Annotated in this window: 25 protein-coding genes; 12 read left to right on the top strand and 13 right to left on the bottom strand. The window is 62.2% G+C overall.

The genetic code is table 11. The features are described from left to right. The first annotated feature begins 280 nt into the window (after positions 1 to 280). Positions 281 to 1,402: a sensor histidine kinase gene (locus HDEN_RS17435; RefSeq protein ID WP_245256680.1), complete on the top strand. Its 1,122-nt coding sequence runs from the start codon at positions 281 to 283 to the stop codon at positions 1,400 to 1,402. Between the two features lie 285 nt (positions 1,403 to 1,687). After that, positions 1,688 to 2,212 (top strand): hypothetical protein, encoded by a 525-nt coding sequence (locus tag HDEN_RS17430; protein WP_013217468.1) that lies wholly within the window; start codon positions 1,688 to 1,690, stop codon positions 2,210 to 2,212. A 16-nt stretch (positions 2,213 to 2,228) separates the two neighbouring features. Here the strand turns inward: HDEN_RS17430 and glpD are convergent, their stop codons facing one another. The 3 genes from glpD to HDEN_RS17415 all read right to left on the bottom strand — a co-directional run bounded on the left by glpD (position 2,229) and on the right by HDEN_RS17415 (position 6,718). Further along, a complete protein-coding gene (gene glpD, locus HDEN_RS17425; RefSeq protein ID WP_013217467.1) occupies positions 2,229 to 3,725 on the bottom strand; it encodes a glycerol-3-phosphate dehydrogenase in 1,497 nt (498 codons plus the stop codon). Between the two features lie 68 nt (positions 3,726 to 3,793). After that, complete coding sequence (locus HDEN_RS17420) at positions 3,794 to 5,722, bottom strand: sodium/substrate symporter small subunit (RefSeq protein ID WP_013217466.1); 1,929 nt, start codon at positions 5,720 to 5,722, stop codon at positions 3,794 to 3,796. 453 nt (positions 5,723 to 6,175) lie between these two features. Further along, positions 6,176 to 6,718 carry a copper chaperone PCu(A)C gene (locus tag HDEN_RS17415; RefSeq protein WP_013217465.1) on the bottom strand — a complete coding sequence of 181 codons (543 nt, stop codon included), beginning with the start codon at positions 6,716 to 6,718 and terminating at the stop codon, positions 6,176 to 6,178. Positions 6,719 to 6,840: 122 nt separating this feature from the next. Between HDEN_RS17415 and coaBC the strand changes: the two genes are divergently transcribed. The 4 genes from coaBC to HDEN_RS17395 all read left to right on the top strand — a co-directional run bounded on the left by coaBC (position 6,841) and on the right by HDEN_RS17395 (position 10,687). After that, positions 6,841 to 8,121 (top strand): bifunctional phosphopantothenoylcysteine decarboxylase/phosphopantothenate--cysteine ligase CoaBC, encoded by a 1,281-nt coding sequence (coaBC, locus tag HDEN_RS17410; RefSeq protein ID WP_013217464.1) that lies wholly within the window; start codon positions 6,841 to 6,843, stop codon positions 8,119 to 8,121. Continuing rightward, positions 8,118 to 8,696: a dUTP diphosphatase gene (dut, locus tag HDEN_RS17405; protein ID WP_013217463.1), complete on the top strand. Its 579-nt coding sequence runs from the start codon at positions 8,118 to 8,120 to the stop codon at positions 8,694 to 8,696. Before coaBC ends, dut begins: the two co-directional genes overlap by 4 nt. Before the next feature lie 132 nt (positions 8,697 to 8,828). Beyond that, positions 8,829 to 9,830, top strand: coding sequence for a cysteine synthase A (cysK, locus tag HDEN_RS17400; protein ID WP_013217462.1), 1,002 nt, complete (start codon positions 8,829 to 8,831; stop codon positions 9,828 to 9,830). A gap of 20 nt (positions 9,831 to 9,850) precedes the next feature. Continuing rightward, entirely contained in the window at positions 9,851 to 10,687 is an 837-nt protein-coding gene (locus HDEN_RS17395; protein ID WP_013217461.1) for a HesA/MoeB/ThiF family protein, read from the top strand. 39 nt (positions 10,688 to 10,726) lie between these two features. On the opposite strand, the gene HDEN_RS17390 is transcribed toward HDEN_RS17395, so the two are convergent. Continuing rightward, positions 10,727 to 11,725, bottom strand: a complete 999-nt coding sequence (locus tag HDEN_RS17390; RefSeq protein ID WP_013217460.1) for a 2-hydroxyacid dehydrogenase — start codon at positions 11,723 to 11,725, stop codon at positions 10,727 to 10,729. A 213-nt stretch (positions 11,726 to 11,938) separates the two neighbouring features. Here HDEN_RS17390 and HDEN_RS17385 point away from each other — a divergent pair, with 213 nt between their 5' ends. Next, positions 11,939 to 12,496: an SH3 domain-containing protein gene (locus HDEN_RS17385; RefSeq protein WP_013217459.1), complete on the top strand. Its 558-nt coding sequence runs from the start codon at positions 11,939 to 11,941 to the stop codon at positions 12,494 to 12,496. A 25-nt stretch (positions 12,497 to 12,521) separates the two neighbouring features. On the opposite strand, the gene irrA is transcribed toward HDEN_RS17385, so the two are convergent. After that, positions 12,522 to 12,968 carry an iron response transcriptional regulator IrrA gene (gene irrA, locus HDEN_RS17380; protein ID WP_013217458.1) on the bottom strand — a complete coding sequence of 149 codons (447 nt, stop codon included), beginning with the start codon at positions 12,966 to 12,968 and terminating at the stop codon, positions 12,522 to 12,524. Positions 12,969 to 13,232: 264 nt separating this feature from the next. Here irrA and fabA point away from each other — a divergent pair, with 264 nt between their 5' ends. From fabA to HDEN_RS17355, 5 genes are all read left to right on the top strand, one after another. Further along, positions 13,233 to 13,757 carry a 3-hydroxyacyl-[acyl-carrier-protein] dehydratase FabA gene (fabA, locus tag HDEN_RS17375; RefSeq protein ID WP_013217457.1) on the top strand — a complete coding sequence of 175 codons (525 nt, stop codon included), beginning with the start codon at positions 13,233 to 13,235 and terminating at the stop codon, positions 13,755 to 13,757. A gap of 63 nt (positions 13,758 to 13,820) precedes the next feature. Next, positions 13,821 to 15,053, top strand: a complete 1,233-nt coding sequence (gene fabB / locus HDEN_RS17370) for a beta-ketoacyl-ACP synthase I (protein WP_013217456.1) — start codon at positions 13,821 to 13,823, stop codon at positions 15,051 to 15,053. A 134-nt stretch (positions 15,054 to 15,187) separates the two neighbouring features. Beyond that, positions 15,188 to 16,057 (top strand): enoyl-ACP reductase FabI, encoded by an 870-nt coding sequence (gene fabI, locus HDEN_RS17365; RefSeq protein WP_013217455.1) that lies wholly within the window; start codon positions 15,188 to 15,190, stop codon positions 16,055 to 16,057. 46 nt (positions 16,058 to 16,103) lie between these two features. Continuing rightward, the gene (locus tag HDEN_RS17360; protein ID WP_013217454.1) at positions 16,104 to 16,949 is read left to right on the top strand and encodes a glutamate racemase; all 846 of its coding nucleotides are present in this window, start codon (positions 16,104 to 16,106) and stop codon (positions 16,947 to 16,949) included. Between the two features lie 154 nt (positions 16,950 to 17,103). Further along, entirely contained in the window at positions 17,104 to 17,364 is a 261-nt protein-coding gene (locus tag HDEN_RS17355) for a hypothetical protein (protein WP_013217453.1), read from the top strand. 303 nt (positions 17,365 to 17,667) lie between these two features. Here the strand turns inward: HDEN_RS17355 and pnp are convergent, their stop codons facing one another. The 8 genes from pnp to HDEN_RS17315 form a co-directional block, all read right to left on the bottom strand. After that, positions 17,668 to 19,869: a polyribonucleotide nucleotidyltransferase gene (pnp, locus tag HDEN_RS17350; RefSeq protein ID WP_013217452.1), complete on the bottom strand. Its 2,202-nt coding sequence runs from the start codon at positions 19,867 to 19,869 to the stop codon at positions 17,668 to 17,670. 171 nt (positions 19,870 to 20,040) lie between these two features. Then, positions 20,041 to 20,322 (bottom strand): 30S ribosomal protein S15, encoded by a 282-nt coding sequence (gene rpsO, locus HDEN_RS17345; RefSeq protein ID WP_013217451.1) that lies wholly within the window; start codon positions 20,320 to 20,322, stop codon positions 20,041 to 20,043. Positions 20,323 to 20,504: 182 nt separating this feature from the next. After that, the gene (locus tag HDEN_RS17340) at positions 20,505 to 21,329 is read right to left on the bottom strand and encodes an aminoglycoside phosphotransferase family protein (protein ID WP_013217450.1); all 825 of its coding nucleotides are present in this window, start codon (positions 21,327 to 21,329) and stop codon (positions 20,505 to 20,507) included. A gap of 31 nt (positions 21,330 to 21,360) precedes the next feature. Next, complete coding sequence (truB, locus tag HDEN_RS17335; protein ID WP_013217449.1) at positions 21,361 to 22,281, bottom strand: tRNA pseudouridine(55) synthase TruB; 921 nt, start codon at positions 22,279 to 22,281, stop codon at positions 21,361 to 21,363. 5 nt (positions 22,282 to 22,286) lie between these two features. After that, a complete protein-coding gene (gene rbfA / locus HDEN_RS17330) occupies positions 22,287 to 22,685 on the bottom strand; it encodes a 30S ribosome-binding factor RbfA (protein ID WP_013217448.1) in 399 nt (132 codons plus the stop codon). A gap of 14 nt (positions 22,686 to 22,699) precedes the next feature. After that, on the bottom strand, positions 22,700 to 23,242 hold the full coding sequence (locus HDEN_RS17325; protein WP_013217447.1) for a YcxB family protein: 543 nt from the start codon (positions 23,240 to 23,242) through the stop codon (positions 22,700 to 22,702). Between the two features lie 152 nt (positions 23,243 to 23,394). After that, the gene (gene infB, locus HDEN_RS17320) at positions 23,395 to 26,121 is read right to left on the bottom strand and encodes a translation initiation factor IF-2 (protein WP_013217446.1); all 2,727 of its coding nucleotides are present in this window, start codon (positions 26,119 to 26,121) and stop codon (positions 23,395 to 23,397) included. Positions 26,122 to 26,132: 11 nt separating this feature from the next. Continuing rightward, entirely contained in the window at positions 26,133 to 26,813 is a 681-nt protein-coding gene (locus tag HDEN_RS17315; protein ID WP_041921719.1) for an RNA-binding protein, read from the bottom strand. Positions 26,814 to 26,817: the final 4 nt, after the last annotated feature.

The raw sequence follows: 26,817 nt of genomic DNA, 5'->3' as shown, positions 1-26,817 counted from the left end.
CTTCAGGTTGATTAAATTTACGCGCCGGCCGAACACCTCGACGCAGGCTGCGAGCCGGTCCCCACGCCCGATTGCGAGCGGCGCGGACGTGGTCGTCCGCTGTGCCCACCCTCGAACGGTGCAAATGGCGCACACTCGGCGGTAGCTTCGTCAGCGGGGGGTATCGGCGCGTAGGACAACGGTGGAAAATACGCGAATTCCATATAACTGCGGCCGGCAAATCGCTTAGATGCATTGGGTAAAGTGCTTGAGTAGCACTTGGGGTCTGAAGATTTCCGCTATGACGGCTGCGATTATGCCCTCAGTCCAGCTTCCGCGCGACAGCGAGCCTTCGCTCGGCGTCGCAAACGATTCCGGCGTCATCGTTGTCGACCCCGAACGCGCCGAAATCGTGACCGCAGATACCGCCGGCACGCGCGCCATCGGGTTGTTCGCCTACGCCGCATTTCCAATCGCGCTCGATGCCTCGACCCCCGCCCTTGCACGGCTGCGCGAGATCGCGGCGCTTGGCAACGCCAATAGCAAATCGGTCGAAACGTTGACCTTCTGGAGCAACGGCCGGCTGAAGGCGCTCCGCTGCACGGTGACACGCCAGACTGCCGACCGGTCGGGATTGTTCGTCCTGCACGTCCTCGATGAGGCAGACGCCGAAACGGCGTTGATTGCCCCTCCCGAGTCACTCGCGGCCCGGGCAGCCGCCACGGCGTCGCTGCTCGATCCCGACCAACTCGCGAAGCTCGCGCACGAGCTGAAGACGCCCCTGACGGCCATCGCCGCCGCAGCCGAAGTGATGCGCGACGAGCGATTGGGCGCGATGGGCAACGCCCGCTACCTGAACTACGCCGCCGACATCCACGAAAACGCGACTCACGCCCTGGACGTCATCACGTCGCTGCTCTCGGAAAGCCGCCGCCAGGGAACCGCGCCGCCGCGCCTCATCGCGCTCGACCTCAATGCGATTGTCCAGCGCACCGTCTCCAGCGTTCAAGCCCTCGCGCAATCGCGCAATCTGGCTCTGACGTTTCGCGCCGAAAAAAGCCGTCCGCACGTCGTCGCCAATCCGACATCGCTGCGTCAGATCCTGCTCAACCTGCTGACGAACGCCATCAAGTTCACGCCAACCGGCGGCGCCGTGCAGGTCGAAACCGGCTGCCGTGCCGACGGCCGCGTGTTCCTCGCAGTGCGCGATACCGGCTGCGGGATCGGCGGCAGCGCGGTCGCGGCGAGCGCATCCGATGAAGGCGCGAACAAACAACTCTGGCTGAGCGGCAGCGGCATCGGCCTGCCGCTCGTCCATCGCCTCGCGAGCGAAATGAGCGCCGAATTCGAAATCGAGGACGGCTCCGACCGGGGCACGCTGGCGCGGATCACGTTCGCCGGATTTGCCCAGTGGCCGGGTTGAAAAACGCTCGCCGGGTTGGCCAGATTTTCCCGATCGTACGTACTTGAAAATTATAAAAATTCTAATGTTCTGCGCGTCGTTCGCTAACGGTTGACCTGCCCGATATGATCAGGTTAGCACAAGTTTACGGTGCCGTAGCGGCATCGCGCGCCAGCGTTGGCGCCAACCGATACCGGGGCCTTGAACCCCGCATATTGGAGCGGAAAATGAGCCCAGATTTCTGCGCGATCTCTCGCGCAAATCATCGTCCTTCCAGATTGGTTCAGCCGACGGAGGTATCCGCCCGTGGCTAGTCCTTCAGTGAACGCCAGAACCACCTCCTCAACCCCGTCCGCGAAAGTCGTTCCGCTTTCGGCAAAAGCGCCCGAGCGCCTCGTCGGCGTCGGATTTCGATGCTGGCTCGCGGGCCTTTCGACCGGCGACATCAAATGCTGGGAAGACGCCTGGAATTCCTTCTCCGGCATCCTCGGCCCTGAGCACGCAAAAGCTCTGCTGCTCGATCTCTCCAAGTTCGTCCGCGCCGTCAAAGCCAACGCTCAGCGCGATATCGAGATCTCGCCGTCCGGCTGCCGCGGCTTCTGCCGCGACGAATGCCTGGCCATTTCGATCATTGCAGCGTGCCAGCACGATGAGCGCCAGGCGCTGACGGCGTCGGCCGCGGCGTTGATCGGCTCGGACGACATCGGCGACACGCTCAACGGCGCACAGGCTCTCGCCGCAGCGCTGAGCAAAGCCAACCAGCTGCTGTGCCCCGAATCCGTCTGCCCGGCGACATGCGCTCTTCGCGCCCAGCGCCGCCGCTTGATGTAGTCGAAGCACGCGACGCCTAAAGCTTGTCGACGTAACCTTGAATGGCCTCGGCGGCGCTCGCACGCGCCCCCGGAGCAATGTGCAGACCCGTCTTGGTCCGCCGCCAGAGAATATCCTCAGCCGCGTCCGCCCATTCCTCGGATTTGAGATAGGCGATCTCGCGCGCACAGAGACCTGCACCGAAATCCTGCCCCAGATCGCGTTCCGACGTTGTGCCGTCGAGGATGCGCGCCGTTCGGGTGCCGTAGCGGCGCGCCAGCCGCATCAGCGTGCGCCTCTCGAAACCGGCATGGCGGCGCGCGAAATCGTCGAACCACGCATCGAACGTGCAGCCCCCGAAATCGCCGCCGGGCAGCGGTGCCGTTCTGGTCGAGCCGGACCGCGCCCCCGGAATGTGCTGCGCGAGAAGATCGAGCGCCGCCTCCGCGAGCTTGCGATAGGTCGTGATCTTGCCGCCGATCACATTCAGGATCGGCGGTGTCCCCTCCGACTGAAGATCGAGGCGGTAGTCTCGCGTGATTGCCGAAACATTGTCGCTTCCGTCGTCATCGAGCGGGCGAACCCCGGCAAACGTCCACACGATCTGGTCAGGTTTTAGTGGAACGCGGAGATACCGGTTCACGGCCGTGAGAAGATAGCTCTCCTCGTCGCTGGACACGGTCGCGGGACGTGGATCACGGCCCTGCGGCTGCTCCGTCGTGCCGATCAGCGTGAAGTCGGATTCGAACGGCAGCACGAACACGACGCGGCCATCGGAATTTTGCAGAGTGTACGCATCATCCGCTCCGGCGATGCGCGGAACGACGATGTGGCTGCCTCTGACCAGCCGGACGTCAGCGGATCGCGCGCCGGAAGATTTGCCGAGACGCGCGACATCGCCGACCCACGGACCCGCCGCATTGACGACCGCCCGTGCCGCAACGTCGCGAGACCCGTCCCCGAGCAACACGATCCAAAGTCCGTCTTCGACACGAAGCGCGCGAACCGGCGTCCGCGTCACGATCCGCGCACCCGCCTCGCGCGCGGCGATCGCATTGAGAACGACGAGCCGCGCATCGTCGACGGCGCAATCCCAATAGCTGAACGCGTGCTTCAAATGTGATGCCAGCGGCACGCCCGCCGGGTCGGCGCCGAGATCGATTGCGTGCGAGCCGCCCAAGGTTCGGCGCGCCGCAAGATGATCGTAAAGAAACAGCCCGGCCCGAATGAGCGCGCGCGACCGCATTCCGGCAACATGAGGCAGAACGAAACGCATCGGCCGGATGATATGCGGAGCCTTCGCAAGCAAAACCTCGCGCTCCGCCAGCGCTTCACGAACAAGACGGAACTCATAGTGTTCGAGATACCGAAGCCCGCCATGAATGAGCTTCGAACTCGCCGACGACGTCGCGCCGGCAAGATCGTCGGCTTCAGCCAGCATCACGCGCAGTCCGCGCATCGCCGCGTCGGCAGCGATGCCCGCGCCGTTGATACCGCCGCCGATCACGACAAGATCGAAGATCTCGTTCGACATCCGTTGCCGCCGCTCCGCATCGTCCGTCCAAACACGAGTTTAGATGACTCGCCGCACGACCCGAAGGGTCAGCCTGCAGGCTGCACAGACTTTCGATTGCGAAACAGAAGACTGACCGCAATCGACACGAGCAGGCTGACCGGCACCGTGATCAGCACGATCGCGGCAGGTTTCAACCCACCCCAGTTGGCGACGGTCGCCGCGTAATCACGAAGCGCACTCCACGCCGCAGCGCGTGCCTGCGGATCGGCGGCAGCGCTGAAAGCCGCATCGAGATCGCTGAACTGCTGCGCCGCTTCCTCACCGGCATCCGAAAACAAACCCGAGATTCGATAGAACTCAACCGGCCAGACGTGCACGCCGAGCATGTAAGCGAGTGCGATCAACGTCCCCATGGCCATCGCCGCGATGGCGCCTGCGGAATTCATATGCCGCCAATAAAGGCCGAGCACGATCGGCACGAACAGACCCGCGGCGATGAGCGCGAACCCTTCCGCGAACAGCAGGCCACTGCCAAGCGTCGAAACGCTGGCGATGATCGATCCACCCGCGAGCACGCTTGCCCCGAGCGTCGCCGAACGAAAATCCAATTCGCCTTGCCCCGGAGCACCGCCTTTTCGCACTTCCGCATCGGCATCGACAAGGCTCGCGAGAAGCGCGTTCCCCATCAGCAAGGTCGCGATCACCACGGCGATCAGCAAGGGATACTGCAACGCGCGTTCGACCGCCGCCATGTACGGCGCTGCGACGACAAATCCGTCCGTCGAAAACACGAGATCCTGCAATCTCAAAAAGCCGCGCTGCTCCGGCGCGTTGGCGCACGCTGTCGCAAGCTCTGCGACGTTGCGCGAATTCTTATCGCAGATTTTGACCCACCCGAGATCGCTGGCCTCGGCGAATTTCTTCGGGATGACGGCGTCTTCGATGCCTTTTGAAAGCACGGTCTCGAATGCGACGCGGCTGTAAACCGCAAGCGGCGGTAGGCTGACGACGACTACGGCGACGCCGACCAGCGCCCAAGCGGTCCGGCGCACTGCCCCGCCCGGTGCAACGGCAGCTTGCGAAACGTGCCGTCCGAGCAGATGCGGAGCGGCGACGACGCCGAACGCAACGGCAAGCAGAAGCCCCGCGAAATTGCGCATCGAAAGCTGCAGGAACGGCGAAGCCAGCGCCGTCAGCGCATCGACATCGGCGAGGCGGTTGACGACCAGCGTCATGTTGAGGCTGAGGTGATTTTCGAGCGCGGCGCCAAGCGTCAGATGCGGGATGGTCCAGCCTTGCGCGCGAGCTGCGATGGCTGCGAGCGTAACGAGCACGCCGATGACCATCGCCGCGAAACTGATGCCGGCAAGCGTCCGGACATTCAGCACGCTGCCGACGAGCCAGACGGCCGCCACGCTGACGACCAGGATCGTCACGGCCTCAGCCGATTCAATCCGCGCCAGGCTTTGCATCGCGTAGGCGCCGGCCTTCAAATCCGCGGCCAGCAGAACGATCGTCGCCGCCGTGGTGATCAGCAACGCCAGTCGGCGCGCGAGATTCCCGCCATAACGAATGGCGAAAAATCCGCCGATCGATCGCACCGGGTAGAGGACAAATCGCGGAGCGACGAGGATGGCGAGCAACGTCAATCCGGATACGAGGCCAAGCGGCAGCGCCAGCGCGTCGTATCCGATCGCCGCAATGAAACCTGTGAAGCCGATGATCGCCGCGGCGCCGGTCGCCTCGCCTGCGAACGCGAAACTCGGCCACACTCGTTCCGCAGGCGCAACGCCTCCGGCGCGCCATGCATAAAAGAACGCAAGAAGGACCAGCGCGATCAAAGAGCCCTGGGCGGCGATCCAAAAGCCGAGCGGCGAGCCGCCAAGACGGAAAAAGTTGAGCGTCAACGCCGAAAGCGGCAGCGCCAGCGTCACGACCAGCCAGATCGCGACGCCCGCAATAATGAGGCTGCGCGACGGCCGGCTGGCATCCGTGATGTCCCCTTGTCGGCGCATTTGCTCCCCTCTGCCCCGATCGTAACCCAATGATCCGCGTATTGCCGCGAGAAAGACGCCCCGATCAAGGCAGATCAGGCCGAATTGGGACACGGAAATATGGCGAGGGGCGAGGTGTGACGCAGCTTTGGCTTACAGATCGTAGCCGTTGCTCGATCCGGTGACCTCGCAGCCACTATGCCGCGCGAGCCATTATTTTCGTCATCGCAGCAGGCGAAATTGAATTGGACCGAATTGCATTGCTGCAAAACTGAATTGGGGTGGAGCGCTAAGCGCACCACCCCAATAGTTTCGTCCCTAGACTTGGACCTTTATTCTTTTTTATTGGAGCCTTCGACCGGTCCGGCCGTCGAAGGTGGGCGCACCATGTACTATCATCCGCTCTGCGTCAAGTAACCGCGCGACATAAAAAATTCGCCTCAACCGGAGAACGTCAGATCACGGAAAATGCCCTTAGTGGTGCATGTCGCCGTGCATCTGATCATGGGACATCCCCTCGTGCGACATAGAGTCCTTTTTGCCTTGGGAATTGGTCTGAGCCCCCTTCGGCCCCATTGCCGCAATACCCGCGACGCCGGCTTTGACGGCAATAGCGCCCGCCTTTTCAAAGTTCAGAGTCAAATCGACCGTATCGCCGTCCTTCAACGGCTGCTTCAGGTCGAAAAGCATGATGTGATCGCCCATCGGCTTCAAAACGAGCGCCGTCCCCGGCTTCAGGTCGATCGTTTCGAGACGACGCATTTTCATGACGCCGCCTTCCATCGAGCTTGAATGAATTTCGGTTCTGCCGGCCGCAGGAGACGCGATGCCGGTCAACCGGTCAGAGGTCGCTTTGTCCGTCCGTATCTCGAGAAAGACCGCTCCAACGGTTGCACCACCCGGCGTCGCACGCGCCCAGGCGTTCGCGACGGTGACGCCTTTGCTGGTGGCGTCCTGGGCGAAAGCCGTCGCCGGCAACAACGCCATTAAGCTCAAAAGCAGAAATTTCGTGCGCATGACGACGCCTCCAAAACGAATACCTGCGAGGGATATAGGCCAGGCGCAGCCGATCGGCCATGCGCACTACCCGCATATTTCGGTTGCGGCCTCAACTGGCTTAACTTCCGGCGACGGGGAATATGATAAAGTCTAGGCTTCTTGCAGCGAGATCGGATCTTACGGATTTGTCATCGGCGAAGCGCATTCTTCTCATCATTGGCGGCGGCATCGCTGCCTACAAATGCCTGGATCTCATCCGGCGTTTGCGCGAGCGCGGCCATCACGTTCGCGTCGTGATGACGAAAGCTGCCCAGCAATTCGTCACGCCGTTGTCGGTCGCAGCCCTCACCAACGAGCGTGTCTTCACCGATCTTTTCGATCTCGATGATGAACGCGAGATCGGGCACATCCGCCTGTCGCGCGACACAGACCTGATCGTCGTCGCGCCCGCAACGGCGGACTTGATTGCACGGATGGCAGGCGGGCACGCCGACGATCTCGCCACCGCTATTCTACTCGCGACCGACAAACCCGTGCTTGTCGCGCCGGCGATGAACCCGCGCATGTGGCTGAACCCGGCGACGCGCCGCAACGTCGAACAGCTCAAACGCGACGGGATCGATTTCGTCGGACCGGCGATCGGAGAGATGGCCGAGCGCGGCGAAGCCGGACCGGGCCGCCTCGTCGAAGTTCCGGATTTGCTCGCTGCCATCGAAAGCCGGTTTTCGTCCACGTCTGACGCTAAGCCGCTCTCCGGATGTCGTGTGATTGTCACGAGCGGCCCGACGCACGAGCCCATCGATCCTGTGCGCTACATCGCCAATCGCTCCTCAGGAAAACAGGGTCACGAGCTTGCCGCCGCAGCCGCAAGGCTCGGCGCCGACGTCACGCTTGTTTCGGGTCCGGTCTCGATTGCCGAACCGGCAGGCGTCCGCATCGTGCGCGTATCGACGGCAGAAGAAATGCTCGCCGCGGTGAAGCACGCGCTACCGGCCGATATCGCGATATTCGCCGCCGCCGTTGCCGACTGGCGCGTTGCCACGCCGAACACTTCGAAAATCAAAAAGTCCACATCCGACGCGCCGCCCGCGCTGACGCTCGCCGAAAATCCCGACATTCTGAAAACGATCGCTCAATTGCGAAAGGGACGCCCGCCGCTGGTCGTAGGCTTTGCCGCCGAGACCAACGACGTCGTTGCGCACGCGAAAAAGAAGTTGAAATCGAAAGGCGCCGATTGGATCGTCGCAAACGACGTATCATCGCCGATTGGAGTCATGGGTGGTGAACGCAACGCCGTTCATCTTCTGACGAGCGCGGGCGTGGAAAGCTGGCCTGAAATGAGCAAGACCGAGGTCGCAATCAGAATTGTGACTCGCGCGGCCGCACATCTCGCGACGTTGAAGCGAGACGCCGCAGAATGATCCGGCGTCCCGAGCAAAACAACGTAAAGGTCAACGTCCGGCGGCTCGATCACGCCACGGATCTTCCGTTGCCCGCCTATCAAACGGCAGAAGCCGCAGGCTTCGATCTCGTCGCCGCAGTTCCCGCCGGGAATCCGGTCACGCTTTCTCCTGGCGACAGCGCGCTGATCCCGACCGGATTGATTTTCGAGCTGCCGAAAGGAACCGAAGCTCAGGTCCGGCCACGTTCCGGACTCGCAGCTAAGTTCGGCCTAACGGTTCTGAACAGCCCCGGCACGATCGATTCCGACTATCGCGGCGAAGTCTCGGTCATATTGATCAACCTCGGCAAAAAGCCGTTCACGATCAATCGTGGCGAGCGTATCGCACAGATGATCATTGCGCCGATTATCCGAGCCGTGCTCATGGAAGCCGCGGTCCTTTCCGGAACGAAGCGCGGTGCCGGCGGTTTCGGTTCGACGGGCTCGGCAACAAGTGCATCCTCTGCACAGAAGAAAAAACAAAAACCGGTTACAAAAACGAGAAACAACAAGAAATCAAAATCCCAATTGAAAAAGAGCGCGCGAGGCCGCTAAATACGAAAAAAAGCTATGCTTATTAAATGCTTATTAGCGTCGCGAAGGACTTGAGGATATTCTCTGAAACTGCGAGAAAAGCGCGGCATTCGACACCGCGCCTCCGCACCCAACGCTGACCAAGAGAGCCACATGACACAGACGCTTGATATCAAGACAATCGCGGCCACGGGCACATGGGGACGCGGGCGCGTCTATGACAGCATCGACCAGACGATCGGCAACACGCCGCTCGTTCGGCTTTCGAAAATCAAAGCATCCGCAAATCTCAAAGCCGACATTCTGCTGAAGCTCGAATTCTTCAATCCGCTTTCATCGGTGAAGGATCGTATCGGCGTCGCGATGATCGATGTTCTCGAGGCCGAAGGACGTATCAAGCCCGGCAAAACAATTCTGATCGAGCCGACCTCGGGCAACACCGGCATCGGTCTGGCGTTCGTCGCAGCTGCACGCGGCTATCGCCTCATCCTCGTGATGCCAGAAACGATGTCGCTCGAACGCCGCAAAATTCTCTCGCATCTCGGCGCGGAACTCGAACTGACGCCAGGACCAGGCGGCATGCCGGCTGCGTTGGCAAAAGCCGACGAACTCGCGAAATCGCTGCCGGACGCCGTCATTCCCGGCCAGTTCAGCAATCCCGCGAATCCGCTCGTGCACGAGAAGACGACCGCCGAAGAAATCTACAACGACACGAATGGCAAGTTCGACGCGCTGGTGGTCGGCGTCGGCACCGGCGGCACGCTGACCGGTACGGGCCGCGTCCTCAAGAAGCGCATTCCTGGCCTCAAGATCATCGCCGTCGAACCGACGACGAGCGCCGTCATCTCCGGCCAGCCCAAAGGCCCGCACAAGATTCAGGGCATCGGCGCAGGCTTCATTCCCGACAACCTTGATACCGGCCTTATCGACGAAGTCGTCACCGTCGCAAGCGACACCGCTTTCGAGGTTTCGCGCACAGTCGCGAAGGTCGAAGGCATTCCTGGCGGCATTTCGACCGGAGCCAACGTCGCGGCCGCGATTTCGGTAGCGCAGCGGCCTGAATACGCCGGCAAGACGATCGTGACGTTCGCGCCGTCGTCGGCCGAACGCTACTTCTCGAGCGAGCTGTTCGTCGAACCGCAGCCGCGCAGCTGATATCCAAGAAGGCATGACGAATGACGACGCTGACGGCCGAGGAGGTGCAACGCTACAAGCGCCACCTCGTGCTGCGCGACGTCGGCGCGCCGGGCCAGCAGAAACTCAAGGCGGCACGCGTTCTCGTCATCGGAGCGGGAGGGCTGGGCTCACCCGTTCTCATGTATCTCGCAGCAGCTGGCGTCGGAACGATCGGCATCATCGACGACGATCGCGTCTCGCTCGATAATCTCCAACGCCAGATTGCTCACGATACGGACGACACGGGACGCCTCAAGGTCGAGAGCGCCCGCGAAACCATTCACCGGCTCAATCCGCTGGTGAATGTCGAAGTTCACGCCGAACGCCTGAACGCGCGCAACGCACTCGAGATCATTGCGCGCTACGACATCGTTGCCGACGGCTCAGATAATTTCGCGACCCGCTACCTGGTGTCGGATGCCTGCTACCTGGCGAAACGCCCGCTCGCCTACGCGACGCTCGGTGCCTTCGACGGCTACGTCTCGCTCTTCAAGCCATACGAAAAAACCGCTGACGGCACGCCCTACCCGACGCTGCGCTGCCTGTTTCCGGAAGCCCCGCCTGCTGGCTTGGTCGCCAACTGCGCCGAAGCCGGCGTGCTCGGGCCGGTCGCGGGCGTGATCGGCACGCTGCAGGCAGCCGAGATCGTCAAAGAGATCATCGGCATCGGCGAAAGCCTCGCAGGCCGGCTCCTGATCTGCGACGTGCTCGCCAGCCGCTTCGAGGTCGTGTCGATCTCGTGGGACCCCGACAATCCGCTGTCCGGGCAGACGCCGACGATCACCGATCTCTCGATCCACGGATCGACGGACGGCAGCGCCTGCGCCGCAGAATAGCGGCGCCAGCGCCCATTCAATTTCGAAGCAGTTCGCCCGTCAGAGCATCGCGACGTGGACACGATCCGGCGGCGCATGACCGTCGGCAAACGCCTTGATGTTGATGATGACCTTCTCGCCCATGTCGATACGGCCTTCGATCGTCGCCGAACTCATATGCGGCAAGGCCACGACACGTTCCGAGGCCAGCAGGCGCGGATTGACCACCGGCTCGTTCTCGAACACGTCGAGGCCCGCACCGGCGATCGCACCGGTTTCGAGAAGCCGCGCCAGCTCGTTCTCGTCGATCACCTCGCCGCGCGCCGTGTTGACGACGTAGGCCGAAGGCTTGAGCAGCCGCAGCCGCCGCGCCGACAGCAGGTGATACGTCGCGGGCGTGTGCGGACAATTGATCGACACGATGTCGACACGCGTCAGCATCTGGTCGAGGCTTTCCCAGAACGTCGCCTCGAACTCCGCCTCGATGTCTTCCGGCAGACGGCGCCGGTTGTGATAGTGGATCTGCAGTCCGAACGCCTGCGCCCGCCGCGCCACCGCGCGACCGATGCGTCCCATGCCGATGATTCCGAGACGCTTGCCGTAGATGCGATGCCCGAGCATCCACGTCGGCGACCAGCCCGACCATTTCGTCGCCGGATCGCGCATGTAGGCCGCGCCTTCGGCAAGCCTGCGCGGAACGGCGAGGATCAGCGCCATCGTCATGTCGGCGGTGTCTTCGGTCAGTACGCCGGGCGTGTTCGTGACCAAAATGCTGCGATTGCGCGCCGTATCGAGATCGACGTTGTCGACGCCCGTGCCGAAGTTCGCGATCAGCCGCAGTCGCGGCCCCGCTTGCGTCAGCACCGCGCGGTCGATGCGATCCGTCACGGTCGGCACGAGAACGTCAGCCGTTTTCACCGCCTCGACAAGCTGCGCTTGCGTCATCGGCTTGTCTTCGACGTTGAGCTTCGTATCGAACAGCTCGCACATGCGCGTCTCGACCACGTCGGGAAGCTTGCGCGTTACGATGACGACAGGTTTTTTTGTGGGAGTTGGCATTCGCTTTCCGTTGCACAAAGGCCGACCGATTGGGCCCAATGGCGCGCCCGCTTGAGAAAGTGCGGCCCCGTGTCTATCAGATGGCCTTCGCGAAGACAAAGTGCTGATTCATTAAGTGCGACGGCATTTTATCCCTGAACCCATCATCAATTAGAAGCACGTGAAACGCTTCAGATGACCGCATCACTACGATCTCGATCAAAACGCGCGACCATGGACCGTAAAAAGCGGACCTTGGTGCCGGCGCTTATCTGTGCCGCGGCAATCGCCGGGGCCGCCGCGCCGACGCCTCTGCGCGCCCAACCGGCCGAGTCTTCCGGGCTGTCCGGCAGCGGTCTTCCCGTGCCCCGGTTCGTCAGCCTGAAATCGGATCGCGTTAATCTAAGGAACGGCCCGGGGACCGATTATCCGACCGGCTGGGTCTATCGCCGCGCCGGTCTGCCGCTGGAGATCGTCCAGGAATTCGAGAGCTGGCGCAAGGTCCGCGATTCCGAGGGCGCGACGGGATGGGTGCTTCAGTCATTTCTATCGGGGCGCAGGACGGCGCTGGTGCTCCCTTGGGAGCGCAAGGCGAGCACGAAGCCGCCGCTGGTGCCGATCCACGCCAGCGACAGCGAACGCTCGCACATCGTCGTCAACGTCGAGGCCGGCGTGATCGCTGACCTGCGCACGTGCGACGGCCGCTGGTGCCGCGTCACGGTCGACGCCTACACCGGCTACATCGAGCAGAAAAAACTCTGGGGCGCGTACGAAGGCGAAACGATCAAATGATCGACCGGTCCGCCCCTTTAGCCGCTTAGCGGCCTTCTTCCCTCGCGAGGCGAACGACCACGTCGACGTGCGTGATCTTCATGCCATCAGGCGGCTGCGGCAAACCATCGACGCGGATCGCGTCTCCAGGAATGTCCATCAGCTCGCCGTTGCTCTCGAGCAGGAAATGATTGTGGTTCGAGGTGTTGGTATCGAAGTAGGCCTTCGAACCCTCGATTGCGAGTTCCCGCACCAAGCCCGCTTTCTTGAACTGGTGCAGCGTGTTGTACACCGTCGCCAGCGACACGTGTTCGCCCAGCGACGAAACCTCGGCGTGCAGCTGTTCGGCCGTTACGTGCCGGTCGCCACTGCCAAACAGAAGGCGCCCGAGCGCCAACCGTTGCCGCGTCGGACGCAGCCCCGCCTGCCGAAGCATGCTCGGTATCGTGACTGTCGGTCGGATCTCGGACTCAGCCGGTAATTTCTCGGACATTTCTGTTTGAACAATCGCTCTGAAGTTCCCACGTTGCACCCATCGCGGCGCAACGCGCTTTTGCGGTGAAGTATAATATGACGTTAGAAATCCCGCAACTTGCGACAACAATACGTTATTTGGTGCGAAAACTCGTCGTTACAACGCCACACCGGGGTGTGCTAGGCGTTATGACGGGGTTGTGATACGAGCCGCACCCGCACGACCGGCCTGAGACTGTTTAGAATAAATCTCAGCTGGCAGGGGACGAGACGAGGGGATTGTATGGCCGAGCGCCGTTCGAGTTACGAATTTGAAGACCTGTTGGCGTGCGGACGCGGTGAGCTTTTCGGTCCCGGAAACGCTCAGCTGCCGCTGCCGCCGATGCTGATGGTCGACCGCATTGCAGCAATCTCTGAGACCGGCGGCGCGCACGGCAAAGGTCAGATTGTCGCCGAGCTTAAGGTCGCAGGAAACGAACGCCTGGATTGGCTGTTCGCCTGCCATTTCAAAGGCGACCCGGTGATGCCTGGCTGTCTCGGCCTCGACGCCCTCTGGCAGCTCACGGGCTTCTTTCTCGGCTGGCTCGGGCTCAGCGGGCAGGGCCGCGCCTCGGGCGTCGGCGAAGTGAAATTCACGCGCGAAGTGACGCCGGACGTCAAGCTTCTCGAATATGTCATCGACATCAAGCGGGTGATCGCTCGTAAATTGAAGCTCGCGGAAGCCGACGGTGTCCTTAAAGCCGACGGCGAAGTGATATACACAGCCAAGGATCTGAGGGTCCTACTCAAATCGAGCGAAGGCACTTAAGCGTTTCGCACTGCCCCGATTAGCCTCGCGGGCTTTGCAAAAACCGCAGGAGATTAGGAGCGCATGCGGCGCGTTGTTGTTACTGGAATGGGCATTGTTTCCTCGATCGGAAACAATACTCAGGAAGTGCTTGCTTCCCTGAGAGAGGCGAAGTCGGGCATTTCACGCGCTGAGAAATACGCTGATCTCGGCTTCAAATGTCAGGTTCACGGCGCACCCAATCTCGAATGGGAAAGCGTCGTGCCGCGCAAGCCGCGCCGCTTCATGAACCCCGGCGTGGGCTGGAACTGGATCGCAATGGATCAGGCGATCCGCGATTCGGGTCTCGAACCATCCGATGTCGTCAACGAGCGCACGGGCATCATCGTCGGCTCCGGCGGTCCGTCGACTCGCGCGATCGTCGAAGCGGCCGAAACAACGATTGAAACGGGCGGACCGAAAAAGATCGGCCCGTTCGAAGTTCCGAAAGCCATGTGCTCCGGTCCTTCCGCCGCACTCGCAACGGCATTTCAGATCAAGGGCGTGAACTATTCCATCGCATCGGCCTGCGCGACGAGCACGCACTGCATCGGGAACGCGACCGAGTTGATCCAGTGGGGCAAGCAGGACGTCATGTTCGCCGGCGGCTGCGAGGAACTCGACTGGACGCTGTCGAACCTGTTCGACGCGATGGGCGCGATGTCGTCCCACTTCAACGCGACGCCCGAAAAGGCGAGCCGCGCTTACGATAAGGATCGCGATGGCTTCGTGATCGCCGGTGGCGCAGGCGTCGTCGTGCTCGAAGAACTGGAGCACGCGAAAGCCCGCGGCGCCAAGATTTACGGCGAGGTCAAAGGCTACGGCGCCACATCGGACGGCCACGACATGGTTGCCCCGTCCGGCGAAGGCGCCGAGCGTTGTATGCGCCTCGCGCTGAAAGGCTTCGACGGCAAGGCCATCTCCAAGATCGACTACATCAACCCGCACGGCACCAGCACGCCGGTCGGCGATGCCAAGGAAATCGACGCCATCCGCGCCGTCTTCGGAAACGCCATTCCGCCGATCTCTGCGACCAAATCGCTCACCGGTCATTCCCTCGGTGCGATCGGCGTTCAGGAGGCGATTTTCTCGCTCCTTATGATGAACAACGGCTTCATCTGCGAAAGCGCGAACATCGAAGAGCTGGACCCGGCATTCGCCGACGTTCCGATCGCGCTGAGTCGCATCGACAACGCCGAACTTAACTGTGTGATGTCGAACAGCTTCGGTTTCGGCGGCACCAATGCCACTCTGATTTTCGGCCGCCACGATGCCTGAGTAACGCGCGATTCTGCGCCTTGCCAGCTTGTCGTCGTCCGGCAGGCTGGCGAGAGATAATGAGAGTTTATAAGCGCGGCAGCGGTTGGTTCGACGTCCGCGGGCGCACATTTGGTGACAGAACGAGGCATTCAATGACCGATATCGATATTGCCAAGCCGGGTCCGATCATGGCGGGCAAACGCGGCCTCGTCATGGGCGTCGCCAACGATCGCTCGATCGCGTGGGGCATTGCACGCGTGCTCGCGGGCCAAGGCGCGGAACTCGCCTTCACCTATCAGGGCGGTGCCTTCGGTCGCCGCGCCGCGCCGCTCGCGCAGTCGCTCGGTGCGAAGATCATCGAGGAATGCAACGTTCTCGATCTCAACAGCGTCGACCGCGTTTTCGATCGCATCAAGGAAGAATGGGGCGGCATCGACTTCGTCGTCCATGCTCTCGCGTTCTCCGATCCCAAAGAACTCTCGGGACGTTACGCCGACACCACCCGCGAGAACTTCATCAACTCGATGGTCATCTCGTGCTTCTCGTTCACCGAGATCGCGAAGCGCGCTTCGGCCCTGATGCATAACGGCGGTTCGCTGATCACGCTTTCCTACGGCGGCGCGACCCGTTGGGTCCCGTCCTACAACGTCATGGGCGTTGCCAAGGCCGCGCTCGAAGCCTCCGTGCGTTATCTCGCGGCCGATCTCGGACCGCAGGGCATCCGCGTCAACGCGCTGTCGGCCGGCCCGATGCGCACGCTGTCCGGCGCCGGTGTTTCGGATGCCCGCGTCATCTTCAATTTCCAGCGCGACAACTCACCCTTGCAGCGCACTCCGACGCTCGACGAAGTCGCGGGCTCGGCACTCTACCTGCTCTCGCCGCTGTCCGGCGCGGTGACGGGCGAAGTGCACTTCGTCGATTGCGGCTATAACACCGTATCGATGCCGTCGCTGCAGAGCCTCAAAGAGCACGACAGCGAAGCCAAAGGACCGAGCGCCTCGCCTTCCGCTGCGGCTGAGTAATCGAAGCCGTTGACGTTCACCGTCCGGCATCGCAAACACTCGGGCCATGATCGGCGTCTTTGATTCAGGTCTTGGCGGCCTCACCGTTCTGCGCGTCCTCACTCAGCGGTTCAAAGCCGCCGATTTCGTGTATCTGGCCGATCACGCGCACGTTCCTTACGGCAACAGACCATCGGACGCGATCGTCGGTTATACGCGCGATTGCGTCGAGGATCTGTTCGCGCGCGGCGCCAAGCTCGTACTGCTCGGCTGCAACACGGCAACCGCCGTTGCGCTGAGACGTCTGCAGCAGGAATGGCTTCCGCGAAGCCCGTGGGCCGGAACGCATAACGTCCTCGGCATCGTTGCGCCGACGGTCGAAGCCGCGACGCAGACACCCTGGGCGGTGACGTCGCCGCAATATCCGCAGAAATACAACACCGATACCATCGGCGTTTTCGGAACGACGCGCACGGTGACGGCGGGCGTCTATCCGGAGGAAATCGGCAAGCGCTGTCCGAAGGTGACGGTCGTCCAGCAGATCTGCTCCGAACTCGCGGGCGCGATCGAGGAAAAGCAGCCGGAGGCGCATCTCGAGGAACTCGTCCGCGCGGGCATCACCGGGCTTTTAGATCAGACGGACGGCGTGCCGCCGCATCGTGCGATCCTGGGCTGCACGCACTTCCCGCTTGTCGAGCACCTGTTTCGCAAGCACCTGCCGCCGTTCACGCGCATCCTCTCGCAGCCCGAAGTCGTGTCCGATAGCTTCGAAGATTATCTCGCGCGGCGGTCGCATTATTTGAATGGCGACGAATCCGGAAGTCTCACGCTCCTGACCACCGGCGATCCCGTCGAAGTCAGCGAAAAAGCCCGCGTCTTCTGGCCGAACGTGCCCGCCTTCGCGCGCGCCTGAGGCCCGAGGCTTGCGCCTGAGACGCTAAGTTGCAACAGCGGCCGACTGTTCTCGCGCCCTGGCGATTGATCTGTTGGCGACCCGATGGCGCGCGGCTAGCGTCACCGCGCATAACCCGAAAACCTCCGGCGTTTGGGAGAGAGGAGTACCACCAATGAAAAAGAATATTTTGCTCGCGGCAGCATCGCTCGCCGCCGCCATCGCATTTTCCAGCGCATCAGCCAACGCGGCTTCGCCCGCTCCGCTGAGCCTGCTCAAGGACGTCAGCGCGCAATCATCGAACGTCGTGCAGGCGCACTTCTGGCATCGCAAGTGCCGTCGCGGCCTGAACGGCTGGCACAAGCACGTGAAGGGCATCGGCCGCGTCCAGTGCACCAACCACGTTTGCAGACACGGCAAGTGCTACTGGTACTGAGCCGCTAAAATTGCGGAATTAAAAGGGCCATCCTCGCGGGTGGCCCTTTTCTTTTAGCTCTCGAAATCGATCAGCTGCGATCGCAGCGCAGAGACCGCTCAACGACATGCGAACCCGCGCGCACTACACCCCGCCACGCCATGGCCGCCCTTGAGGCAGCCATCCAGAGCCACATACGACCACCACCCGTTCAGCTCTGGATCGCCGGGTCACACCCGGCCATGAGGTGAGGGAGTTGGAAAAGAAAAGGCCGCCGAATATTAGTCCGGCGGCCTCGGTTATTCAGTCATGCGAACGTGACGATCAGTTGCGATCGCGACGCGGACCGCGAGGACCGCCACGGCCACCTTCACGACGCGGCGGACGGCTCTCGAAGACTTCTTCCGGCTCGCCTTCCGCACGCGGAATTTCCTGGCCCGTCGCCTGATCGACGATCTTCATCGACAGACGTGTCTTGCCGCGATCATCGAAGCCCAGAAGCTTCACGTAAACTTCCTGGCCTTCCTTGACGACCGCGCCGACCGACTCCGGACGCCCCGGAGCAAGCTGCGAAATGTGAACCAGTCCGTCCTTCGCGCCGAAGAAGTTCACGAACGCGCCGAACTCCATCACCTTCACGACCTTGCCCTTGTAGATCTGTCCGACCTCGGGCTCCGACGTGATGCCGCGAATGCGCGCCAGCGCCTTCTCGATCGACTCGCGATTGGCCGACGCGATCTTCACCGTGCCGTCGTCCTCGATGTCGATCTTGGCGCCCGACTCCGCGACGATCTCGCGGATGACCGAACCGCCCGAACCGATGACTTCGCGGATCTTGTCGACCGGGATCTTGATCGTCTCGATACGCGGCGCGAACTCGCCGAGTTCCTCGCGCGCGCCCGTCAACGACTTCGCCATTTCGCCGAGGATGTGGATGCGGCCATCATGCGCCTGATCGAGCGCGATGCGCATGATCTCTTCGGTGATGCCGGTGATCTTGATGTCCATCTGCAGCGACGTCACGCCATTGGCCGTGCCCGCCACCTTGAAGTCCATATCGCCGAGATGATCTTCATCGCCGAGAATGTCGGAGAGAACGACGAATTCGTCGCCTTCCTTGATCAGACCCATCGCGATGCCCGCGACCGGCGACTTCAGCGGCACGCCCGCATCCATCAGAGCCAGCGACGAACCGCAGACCGTCGCCATCGACGACGAGCCGTTGGACTCGGTGATCTCTGAGACGACGCGCAGCGTGTAGGGGAAGTCTTCCTGCGACGGCAGCATCGGATGAATGGCGCGCCACGCGAGCTTGCCGTGGCCGATTTCGCGGCGGCCCGGCGAACCCATGCGTCCAACTTCGCCGACCGAGTAGGGCGGGAAGTTGTAATGCAGCAGGAAGCGCTCTTTCTTCGTGCCTTCGAGGCTGTCGATGAACTGTTCGTCCTCGCCCGTGCCGAGCGTCGCGACGACCAGCGCCTGCGTCTCACCGCGCGTGAACAGCGCCGAGCCGTGCGTACGCGGCAGAACGTGAACTTCCGACAGGATCGGACGCACCGTCTTCAGGTCGCGGCCGTCGATGCGCATCTTCGTCTTCAGAACGTCGCCGCGCATGATGTCCATTTCAAGCGCCTTGAAGGCATCCGAGAGCAGGACCTTCTCGTTCGGATCGTCGGCAGGAATCGAAATGCCTTCCGAAATCGCCTTCTTGGCTTCCGCGACGAGGTCCTGGCGCTTGCCCTTTTCCTTCGTCGAGAACGCCTGCTTCAGCGTCTTCTCGGCGAGCTTCTTCACCTCGCCCGCATACTTCGCCTTGTCGGGGATCTTGATGTCCCACGGCTCTTTCGCGGCTTTTTCGGCGAGCGTGATGATCGCCTGGATCACGGGCTGCATATGCTTGTGGCCGAACACGACGGCTTCGAGCATCTGCGCCTCGGGAAGCTCCTTGGCTTCCGATTCAACCATCATCACCGCGTCGGCAGTGCCGGCGACGACGAGATCGAGCGCGCTGTCCTTCATCTCGTCGATCATCGGATTGAGCACCAGCTCACCGTTGACGAGGCCGACGCGGGCGCCGCCGATCGGTCCGAGGAACGGCAGGCCCGAAAGCGTCAGCGCCGCGGATGCAGCCACCATGCCGAGAATGTCGGGATCGTTTTCGAGATCGTGCGACAGCACCGTCACGACGACCTGTGTTTCGTTCTTGAAGCCTTCGACGAACAGCGGGCGGATCGGACGATCGATGAGCCGCGACGTCAGCGTTTCTTTTTCACTCGGACGGCCTTCGCGCTTGAAATAGCCGCCGGGGATCTTGCCCGCCGCGTACGTGCGCTCCTGATAGTTCACGGTGAGCGGGAAGAAGTCGATGCCGGGCTTCACGGAGCGTGCGCCGACGACGGTCGCCAGAACCGTCGTGTCGCCGTATTGCGCCATCACGGCCGCGTCGGCCTGGCGTGCATAGTGGCCGGTTTCGAGCTTCAGCTTGCGGCCACCCCAATCGATTTCGACTCGATGGATATCAAACATGTTGGATCTTTCGTTTTCGCTTTTTCTGTTCGGTCGGACTTGCTCGCCGGCCTCATGCCAGACGAACACCTATTGCGCCGGCACCCCAAGGGCGCCGACGGCTCTCTTCTCTAGATCGTTGCGCGTTTGGCCATGTATGGCCCCGTCTTGAGCGCGAAGCGACTTCGCGGCTTAGCGGCGAATACCGTGCTTTTCGATGATCTTCTGATAACGCGCGTTGTCCTTGCTCTTCACGTAGTCGAGCAGCTGACGGCGCTGGCTGACCATCTTCAGCAGCCCGCGACGCGAGTGATTGTCTTTCTTGTGCAGCTTGAAATGCTCGGTCAGCTCGTTGATGCGATGCGTCAGCACTGCGATCTGGACTTCCGGCGAGCCGGTGTCGTTGGACTTCGTCGCGTTGCCCTTGATGACAGCCGTTTTCGCCTCACGGCGGTGAGGTGCGATCTGCGACATCGGTAGCTCCTTTCGAATTGGAGTGTGAAAAAAGCGGCCACGGCCGGGATGTCGTCCAGCGGGGTCGCAAATGAAAGCCGCGCGAGAGTGCGAGCACCCCGCGCGGTGGCGCTACTTATACACGAAACCCGCGCAGTTGCGAGATGCCCTGACACTTTTAATTTTTATTATATTTCAATTATTTAGGTCGCATCTGAGCAAGCGAGCGCCAGCGATAGCACCGCCATGTCGACGCCAGGGTCGTCGCCATCCGCGATGATCCAGCTTGCCGAAAGGCCGGCCCACGCCACGATCCAGTCGAGCAGCCGACGGCGATCGAGGCCCGCGGCCGCGCCGACGGTCGCAAGCCGCCGATGAAAAATGTCCGTCCTTACGGCAACGGCCGGCTCCGGGTGTTCGATGTCGGGATTGCAGAAAATATTCGCGTAATCGAACCCGCGCTCTCCCCAGAGTCCTTTGGGATCGATGGCGAGCCAGCCGCGCGGGCCGAAGTCGAGAACATTCTCGTGGTGGACGTCGCCATGCAGCGCCACGACGTCTTGCGGCTCGGCCAGTAGCTTTCGCGCCATTGCCGCCGAACGTGCGAGCTGATCGGTGAGGTGAGCAGAGGCAAGAAGCGGCTCGAACCATTCTTGCAACGACGTCAGCTGCGGCGCAGGCGCACGGCGCGACGCATGGAGTTCGGCAATCACGTCACAGAGAATGCGCGTAGCTTCGACGTCTTGCTCGCCTTGTGACATCGCGAGAAGGCTTCGCGCACCCGTCGCACGTTCGAGCAGGAGAGCCTTGTCATCGGCTGCAAAAACGCGCGCCGCACCTTGACCTTGCCACCAGAGCATCAACGCCGCGCCTTCGGCCGCCTCCGCCGTCAACGCGACGCGCAGCATTGCCGGATGATCACGGTGACGAACCGGAAGCAGCTTCGCGGTGCGCGTTAAAATCCCGGCGCCGTCCGGAGCAAGGTCCCATTCATGGAGATAATGCTGGAGGTCCGCATCTCCGCACAAACCAGGCAATCTCCTTTGGGGCGAGGATTATTCAGCCGAGATTAAACACGCGCGTCGGATGCAGCGCGCCTTTGGCAAGTTCACCGAGCGCGATCAGACGCCCTTTGGACGTTGCATAAGCCGGTCCCGAAAGGATCGGTGCGTCCCGTCCCCGGATCAACACCGTCTGCCCGCGTGCGAGACTTGCCGCGTCGCTTTGCGACACGAGCAGCTCCGGCAAATCGGCGAGCGCCGCTTCGACGGGTTGCAGAAAGCGCAACAACTGCTCGGGATCGTTTGCATCCGATGCCGCCTTCAAATCATCCATCGCAACCGCGATGGCTTCGTCGAACGGACCGACCTGCGTTCGCCGCAAAGCGATGACGTGACCGTAGCAGCCGAGCAGACGGCCCATGTCGCGCGCCAGCGCACGCACATACGTTCCCTTGCCGCAACGCGCCTCGAACACGCTCGTCGCCGCATCCGGCATATCGACGAGTTGCAGACTATCGATGAAAACCGGACGCGCATTGAGCACGACCGTTTCGCCGTCACGCGCGAGATCGTAAGCCCGCGCTCCGTCGACCTTGATCGCCGAATAGGCCGGCGGCACCTGCATGATCTCGCCGTGAAACTGCGGCAGCAATGCTTCGATGCTTGCCCGATCCGGACGCTGATCGCTGGTGTTCGCAATCGCGCCTTCGGTATCGTCCGTTTCGGTTTCAGCGCCCCAGCGCACCGTGAAGCGATACGCCTTCTCGCCATCGACCGCGAACGAAACGGTCTTCGTCGCCTCCCCGAGTGCGATCGGCAGAATGCCTGTGGCCAGCGGATCGAGCGTTCCCGAATGCCCTGCCTTCTGCGCATTGAAAACGCGCCGGACGATGCCGACGGCCTGCGTCGACGTCATGTTCTGAGGCTTGTCGAGCACCAGCCAGCCATGAACCGGTGATCCCTTTTTGCGGCGTCCCATCGATCTTATTTCCCCGTATCCCGTCGTACTTTTTCGCTATCGAGCAACCGGTCGATGCGCGTTGCCTCTTCGAACGTCTCGTCCTCGCGAAATCTGAGATCCGGCGCGTACCGAAGATTGAGCGTATGCGCGACCTCGGCGCGAATGTATTTCTTGTTGCGCGTCAGCGCCTCGATCACCGGCTTCACGTCGTTGCCGCCGAGCGGCATCACGTACACGGTTGCGAGTTTCAGATCAGGCGACAGCCGCACTTCCGGAATCGTGATGACGTGCGAGGCGAGCACGTCGTCGTGAATTTCGCCGCGCGACAGCATCTCGGCAATCTTGTGCCGGATGAGTTCGCCGACACGCAGCATGCGCTGCGACGGCGCTTTCGACGGAAGGGTTTTGTGTTTTGATCGCATGGCCAGATCCTTCTTCAAGCCTCGGCGCCGCGAGACAACCGCTCGGATAAATCGGCGAAGGCAGTCTTGTCGTCGCGCGATGCGAACGCCCTGAGCGGCACGATGAGCGCCGTTCGCGGCGTCAGACATAAAAAAACGTGATCCGCTGTCTCGATCACTTTCGCGATGAGAGCCCAGCCGAAATCTCGAACAGAAGCGCCGTTCGTGACCCGAAGTCCCGCTTCTGACACATCGATCCCGGTCTCGTCGGACGGCAGCTTTGCGCGCGCGATGCGCCAGTTCGTGCGCAGCGTCAACACCAGCGTAATCATGGCGTACGCTATGACCGCTGCCGCGACGACCAGCACGATATGGCGGTAGTCCGCCAATGATTGCGGAACAAGTGCGCCGAGTTCATCCTCGAACGCTCCAAGCGCGGCGCCCAAGACGAAAAACACGGCAAAAAACGCGAGCACGCTCCCTCGCGAAAACTCGCGCGGCAAGTTTTCGTACGCCGCGATATCAGCGCGCGTCAGCCGGAACGATAATTTGAGGGGTAACTCGATCGCTTCTGTCATCTTCCGACCGCCGCGGACTTGAACCACGCTCGGCCTCTTATCTCAGATCATACAAACTTCGGCGCGAATAGGCGACCGGCCGCTTCGCAAGCGACGCCCTCGCTGGGCAGGCCCGTGCGTTTCACAACGCACGGAATAGCCCGCGTGAGCGACTACAAACTTCTAGCGATCGTTTCGACCTGGAAGCACTCGATCTGATCGCCTTCGCGAATGTCCTGATAGTTCGCGAACGACATGCCGCATTCCTGGCCCGCGACGACTTCTTTCACGTCGTCCTTGAAGCGCTTCAGGATTGCAAGCGTGCCCTCGTGAATGACGACATTGTCGCGCAGCAGACGAACCTTGGCGCCGCGTTCGACCTTGCCCTCGGTGACCTGGCAGCCCGCGACCTTGCCGACCTTCGAAATGTTGAAGACCTGCTTGATGGACGCGTAGCCGAGGAACACCTCGCGCTTCGTCGGAGCGAGAAGACCCGACATCGCCGCTTTCACTTCATCGACGAGATCGTAGATGATGTTGTAGTACCGGATTTCGATGCCCTGGTTATCGGCCGCCTGTTTCGCCTGTGCATTGGCGCGGACGTTGAAGCCGATGACGACGGCCTTCGATGCCGCCGCAAGAGCGATATCCGACTCGGTGATGCCACCGACGCCCGAATGCACGAGGCGCGCTTCGACTTCGTCGTTGCCGACCTTGCGCAGCGCTCCCGCGATCGCTTCGACCGAACCCTGCACGTCGCCCTTGACGACAAGCGGGAATTCCTTGCGCTCGGCGTCCTTGAGCTGCTGCATCATCTGCTCGAGCGTGCTCTTCGAGCCCGCTGAACCCAGCGTCTCGCGGCGCTTGCGGACGCGATAATCCGTCAGCTCGCGCGCACGCGCTTCGTTCTCGACGACGGCGAATTGATCACCCGCTTCCGGAGCGGCGTCGAAGCCCAGCACCTCGACCGGCACCGACGGCCCGGCCGTATCGATGTTCGCGCCGTGATCGTCGAGCAGCGCTCTGACGCGGCCCCAAGCCGTACCGGCGACGATGATGTCGCCGACATGCAGCGTGCCGCGCTGAACGAGAACCGTGCCGACGGGACCACGTCCGCGCTCGAGCTTCGCTTCGATGACGATACCTTCGGCGGTGCGCGCCGCGTTCGCCTTGAGGTCGAGGATTTCGGCCTGCAGGTGAATGGCTTCTAGCAGCTTATCGAGGTTCGTCCGCTTCAGCGCCGACACCGGCACTTCGAGCGTTTCGCCACCCATGCTTTCGACAACGATTTCCTGCGAGAGGAGATCGGTACGCACGCGATTAGGATCGGCCTGCGGCTTGTCGATCTTGTTGATCGCAACGATGATCGGAACCTTCGCGGCCTTGGCGTGATTGATCGCCTCGACCGTCTGCGGCATGACGCCGTCGTCGGCCGCAACGACCAGAACGACGATGTCCGTCACCTTGGCGCCGCGCGCACGCATGGCGGTGAACGCTTCGTGGCCCGGCGTATCGATGAACGTGATCTTGTCGCCGTTCGAGGCTTTGACCTGATACGCGCCGATATGCTGCGTGATGCCGCCGGCTTCGCCCGCAACGACGTTTGCGGACCGGATCGCATCGAGCAGCGACGTCTTGCCGTGGTCGACGTGACCCATGATCGTGACGACGGGAGCACGCGACTCGAGCGCCGCATCGTCGGCATCGACATCGCCGACGAAACCGATTTCGACGTCGGCTTCCGAAACGCGCTTCGACGTATGGCCGAATTCCTGCACGATGAGTTCCGCCGTGTCGGCATCGAGCACGTCGGTAATTTTATGCATCGCGCCTTGCTGCATCAAATACTTGATGAGATCGACGGCGCGCTCCGCCATGCGGTTCGACAGTTCCTGGATCGTGATCGCTTCCGGAATGACGACCTCGCGAGCGATTTTCTCGCGCGGCTGCTGAATGCCCATGGCCTTCAGCTTTTCCTTCTCGCGCTTACGCTTCAGCGAGGCGAGCGAGCGAACCTGAGCTTCACGATCGAAGTTCGTGATCGTCAGCTTCTGGCGCTGGCGGCCATCGTCATTCGTCTTGACGGCAGGACGCGGCACCTTGGCGCCGCCGGGACCGCGCTTGCGGCTATCGTCTTCTTCCACCTGTTCGCGGGCGGCAACCACGGGCCGCGCCGGACGAACCGGCTTCTCGATCGTCGTCGCATCGGCGGGAGCCGCACCGCGGCGCGGTGGCACCGGCAGTTCGATCTCGCGCGGGCGTCCGGCCTCACGCGGCATGTAGGCCGTGTTGCCGGTCGGGCGAGCGCCCTGTCTTTGATAAGGCGGACGGCCGCCATCGCGCGACGACGGCGAATTGTTGTCACGACGCTCACGCGGCGCGGGAGGTGTCGTCTCGCGAGCGACAGGCGCAGGCGAAGCTTCAGCCGGCTTCGTTGCAGCAGGCGGCGCAGCAGCGGGCGGAGCGCTCTGTACTGGCGCTTCTTCGACGCGCGGCTCGGGCTCGGGCGGACGCACCGGTTCGAAACGAACGGGCTCTGCTTCGACACGCGTCGTGCTTTCCGCACGCGCAGCAGCGAGTGCGCGTTCGCGTGCCGCGCGCTCTTCGGTCGAAAGTGTGCGTGCCTGCGCTGGATTTGATGCTTGCTGTCGCGGCGCCGGAGCGGACGGCGCTCTTACCGGAGGCGGAGGTGCTTCAGCCGGCGCCGGACCCGGCGCAGCTTCACCTTCAGGCCCGGATCCGAAGCGCCGCGTCTTCTTCTTCTCGACGACGACAGACTTCGATCGCCCGTGGCTGAAGTTCTGCCGCACATGCCCAGACTCGACCGTTCGCTGCAGCGACAGCGGCTTGCGCGCTCCAACGCGAATGGTCTTATCGGTCTGGTCGTTCGAATCCGTCATGCGTTATCCGTTCAGCCTTCGCTTTGCGTTTCAGAAAATCCATTGCCGGTCTCTGTCGCCGAGGACCGGTAACGCGTCAGGCGCTCCGCTTCCTCGAGAAACCGATCCGACAGGCCTCCGGGTGTGAGGGCAGCATGTACCACACTTCCGCGGCCAATAGCCAAGCTCATTTGATCGATCGTCAGAACATCGACAATCGCTGCAGTGAGCCCCCGAGAACCTTGAATAGCCTTAAATTTCCGGTCGATCTTGGACCGCCCGTCTGCCGACGCCTCTGCCCCGTGCAGCACCACAGCCACAGGTCCCTTGTCCAAAGCCGCCGAGACTTTCTCGAAGCCCGACACCGCCAAACCCGCCTTATTTGCGAGCGAAAGCGTGCCCATGAGGCGCTTAACCATCAGGCCATCGACACGCTCGGCGAGGTCAGATGAAGCCTCGGCACGCGTCTTCAGGCTCTTCGCGAACGTATTGGCTTTGACGGCTTTTTCAACAAGCCGACGGTCGCAGCCGACCCAGACGCCGCGCCCGGGCAAGCGGCGTTCGAGATCGGGGACGACGGTGCTGTCAGGCGACAGCACGAACCGGATCAGAAAGCGCGGATCAAGGCTTTGCCGCGAGACGGCGCACATGCGCTCGGATCCGGTGGCGTTGTCGCCCCGGTCCGACGCTGGCTGGTCTTGCCGCTCTACCATCACG

It is taken from the genome of Hyphomicrobium denitrificans ATCC 51888 (assembly GCF_000143145.1).
GTDB lineage: Bacteria > Pseudomonadota > Alphaproteobacteria > Rhizobiales > Hyphomicrobiaceae > Hyphomicrobium_B > Hyphomicrobium_B denitrificans.
The sequence above is the reverse complement of the archived record's forward strand: the minus strand, read 5'-3'. Positions and strand labels throughout refer to the sequence as shown.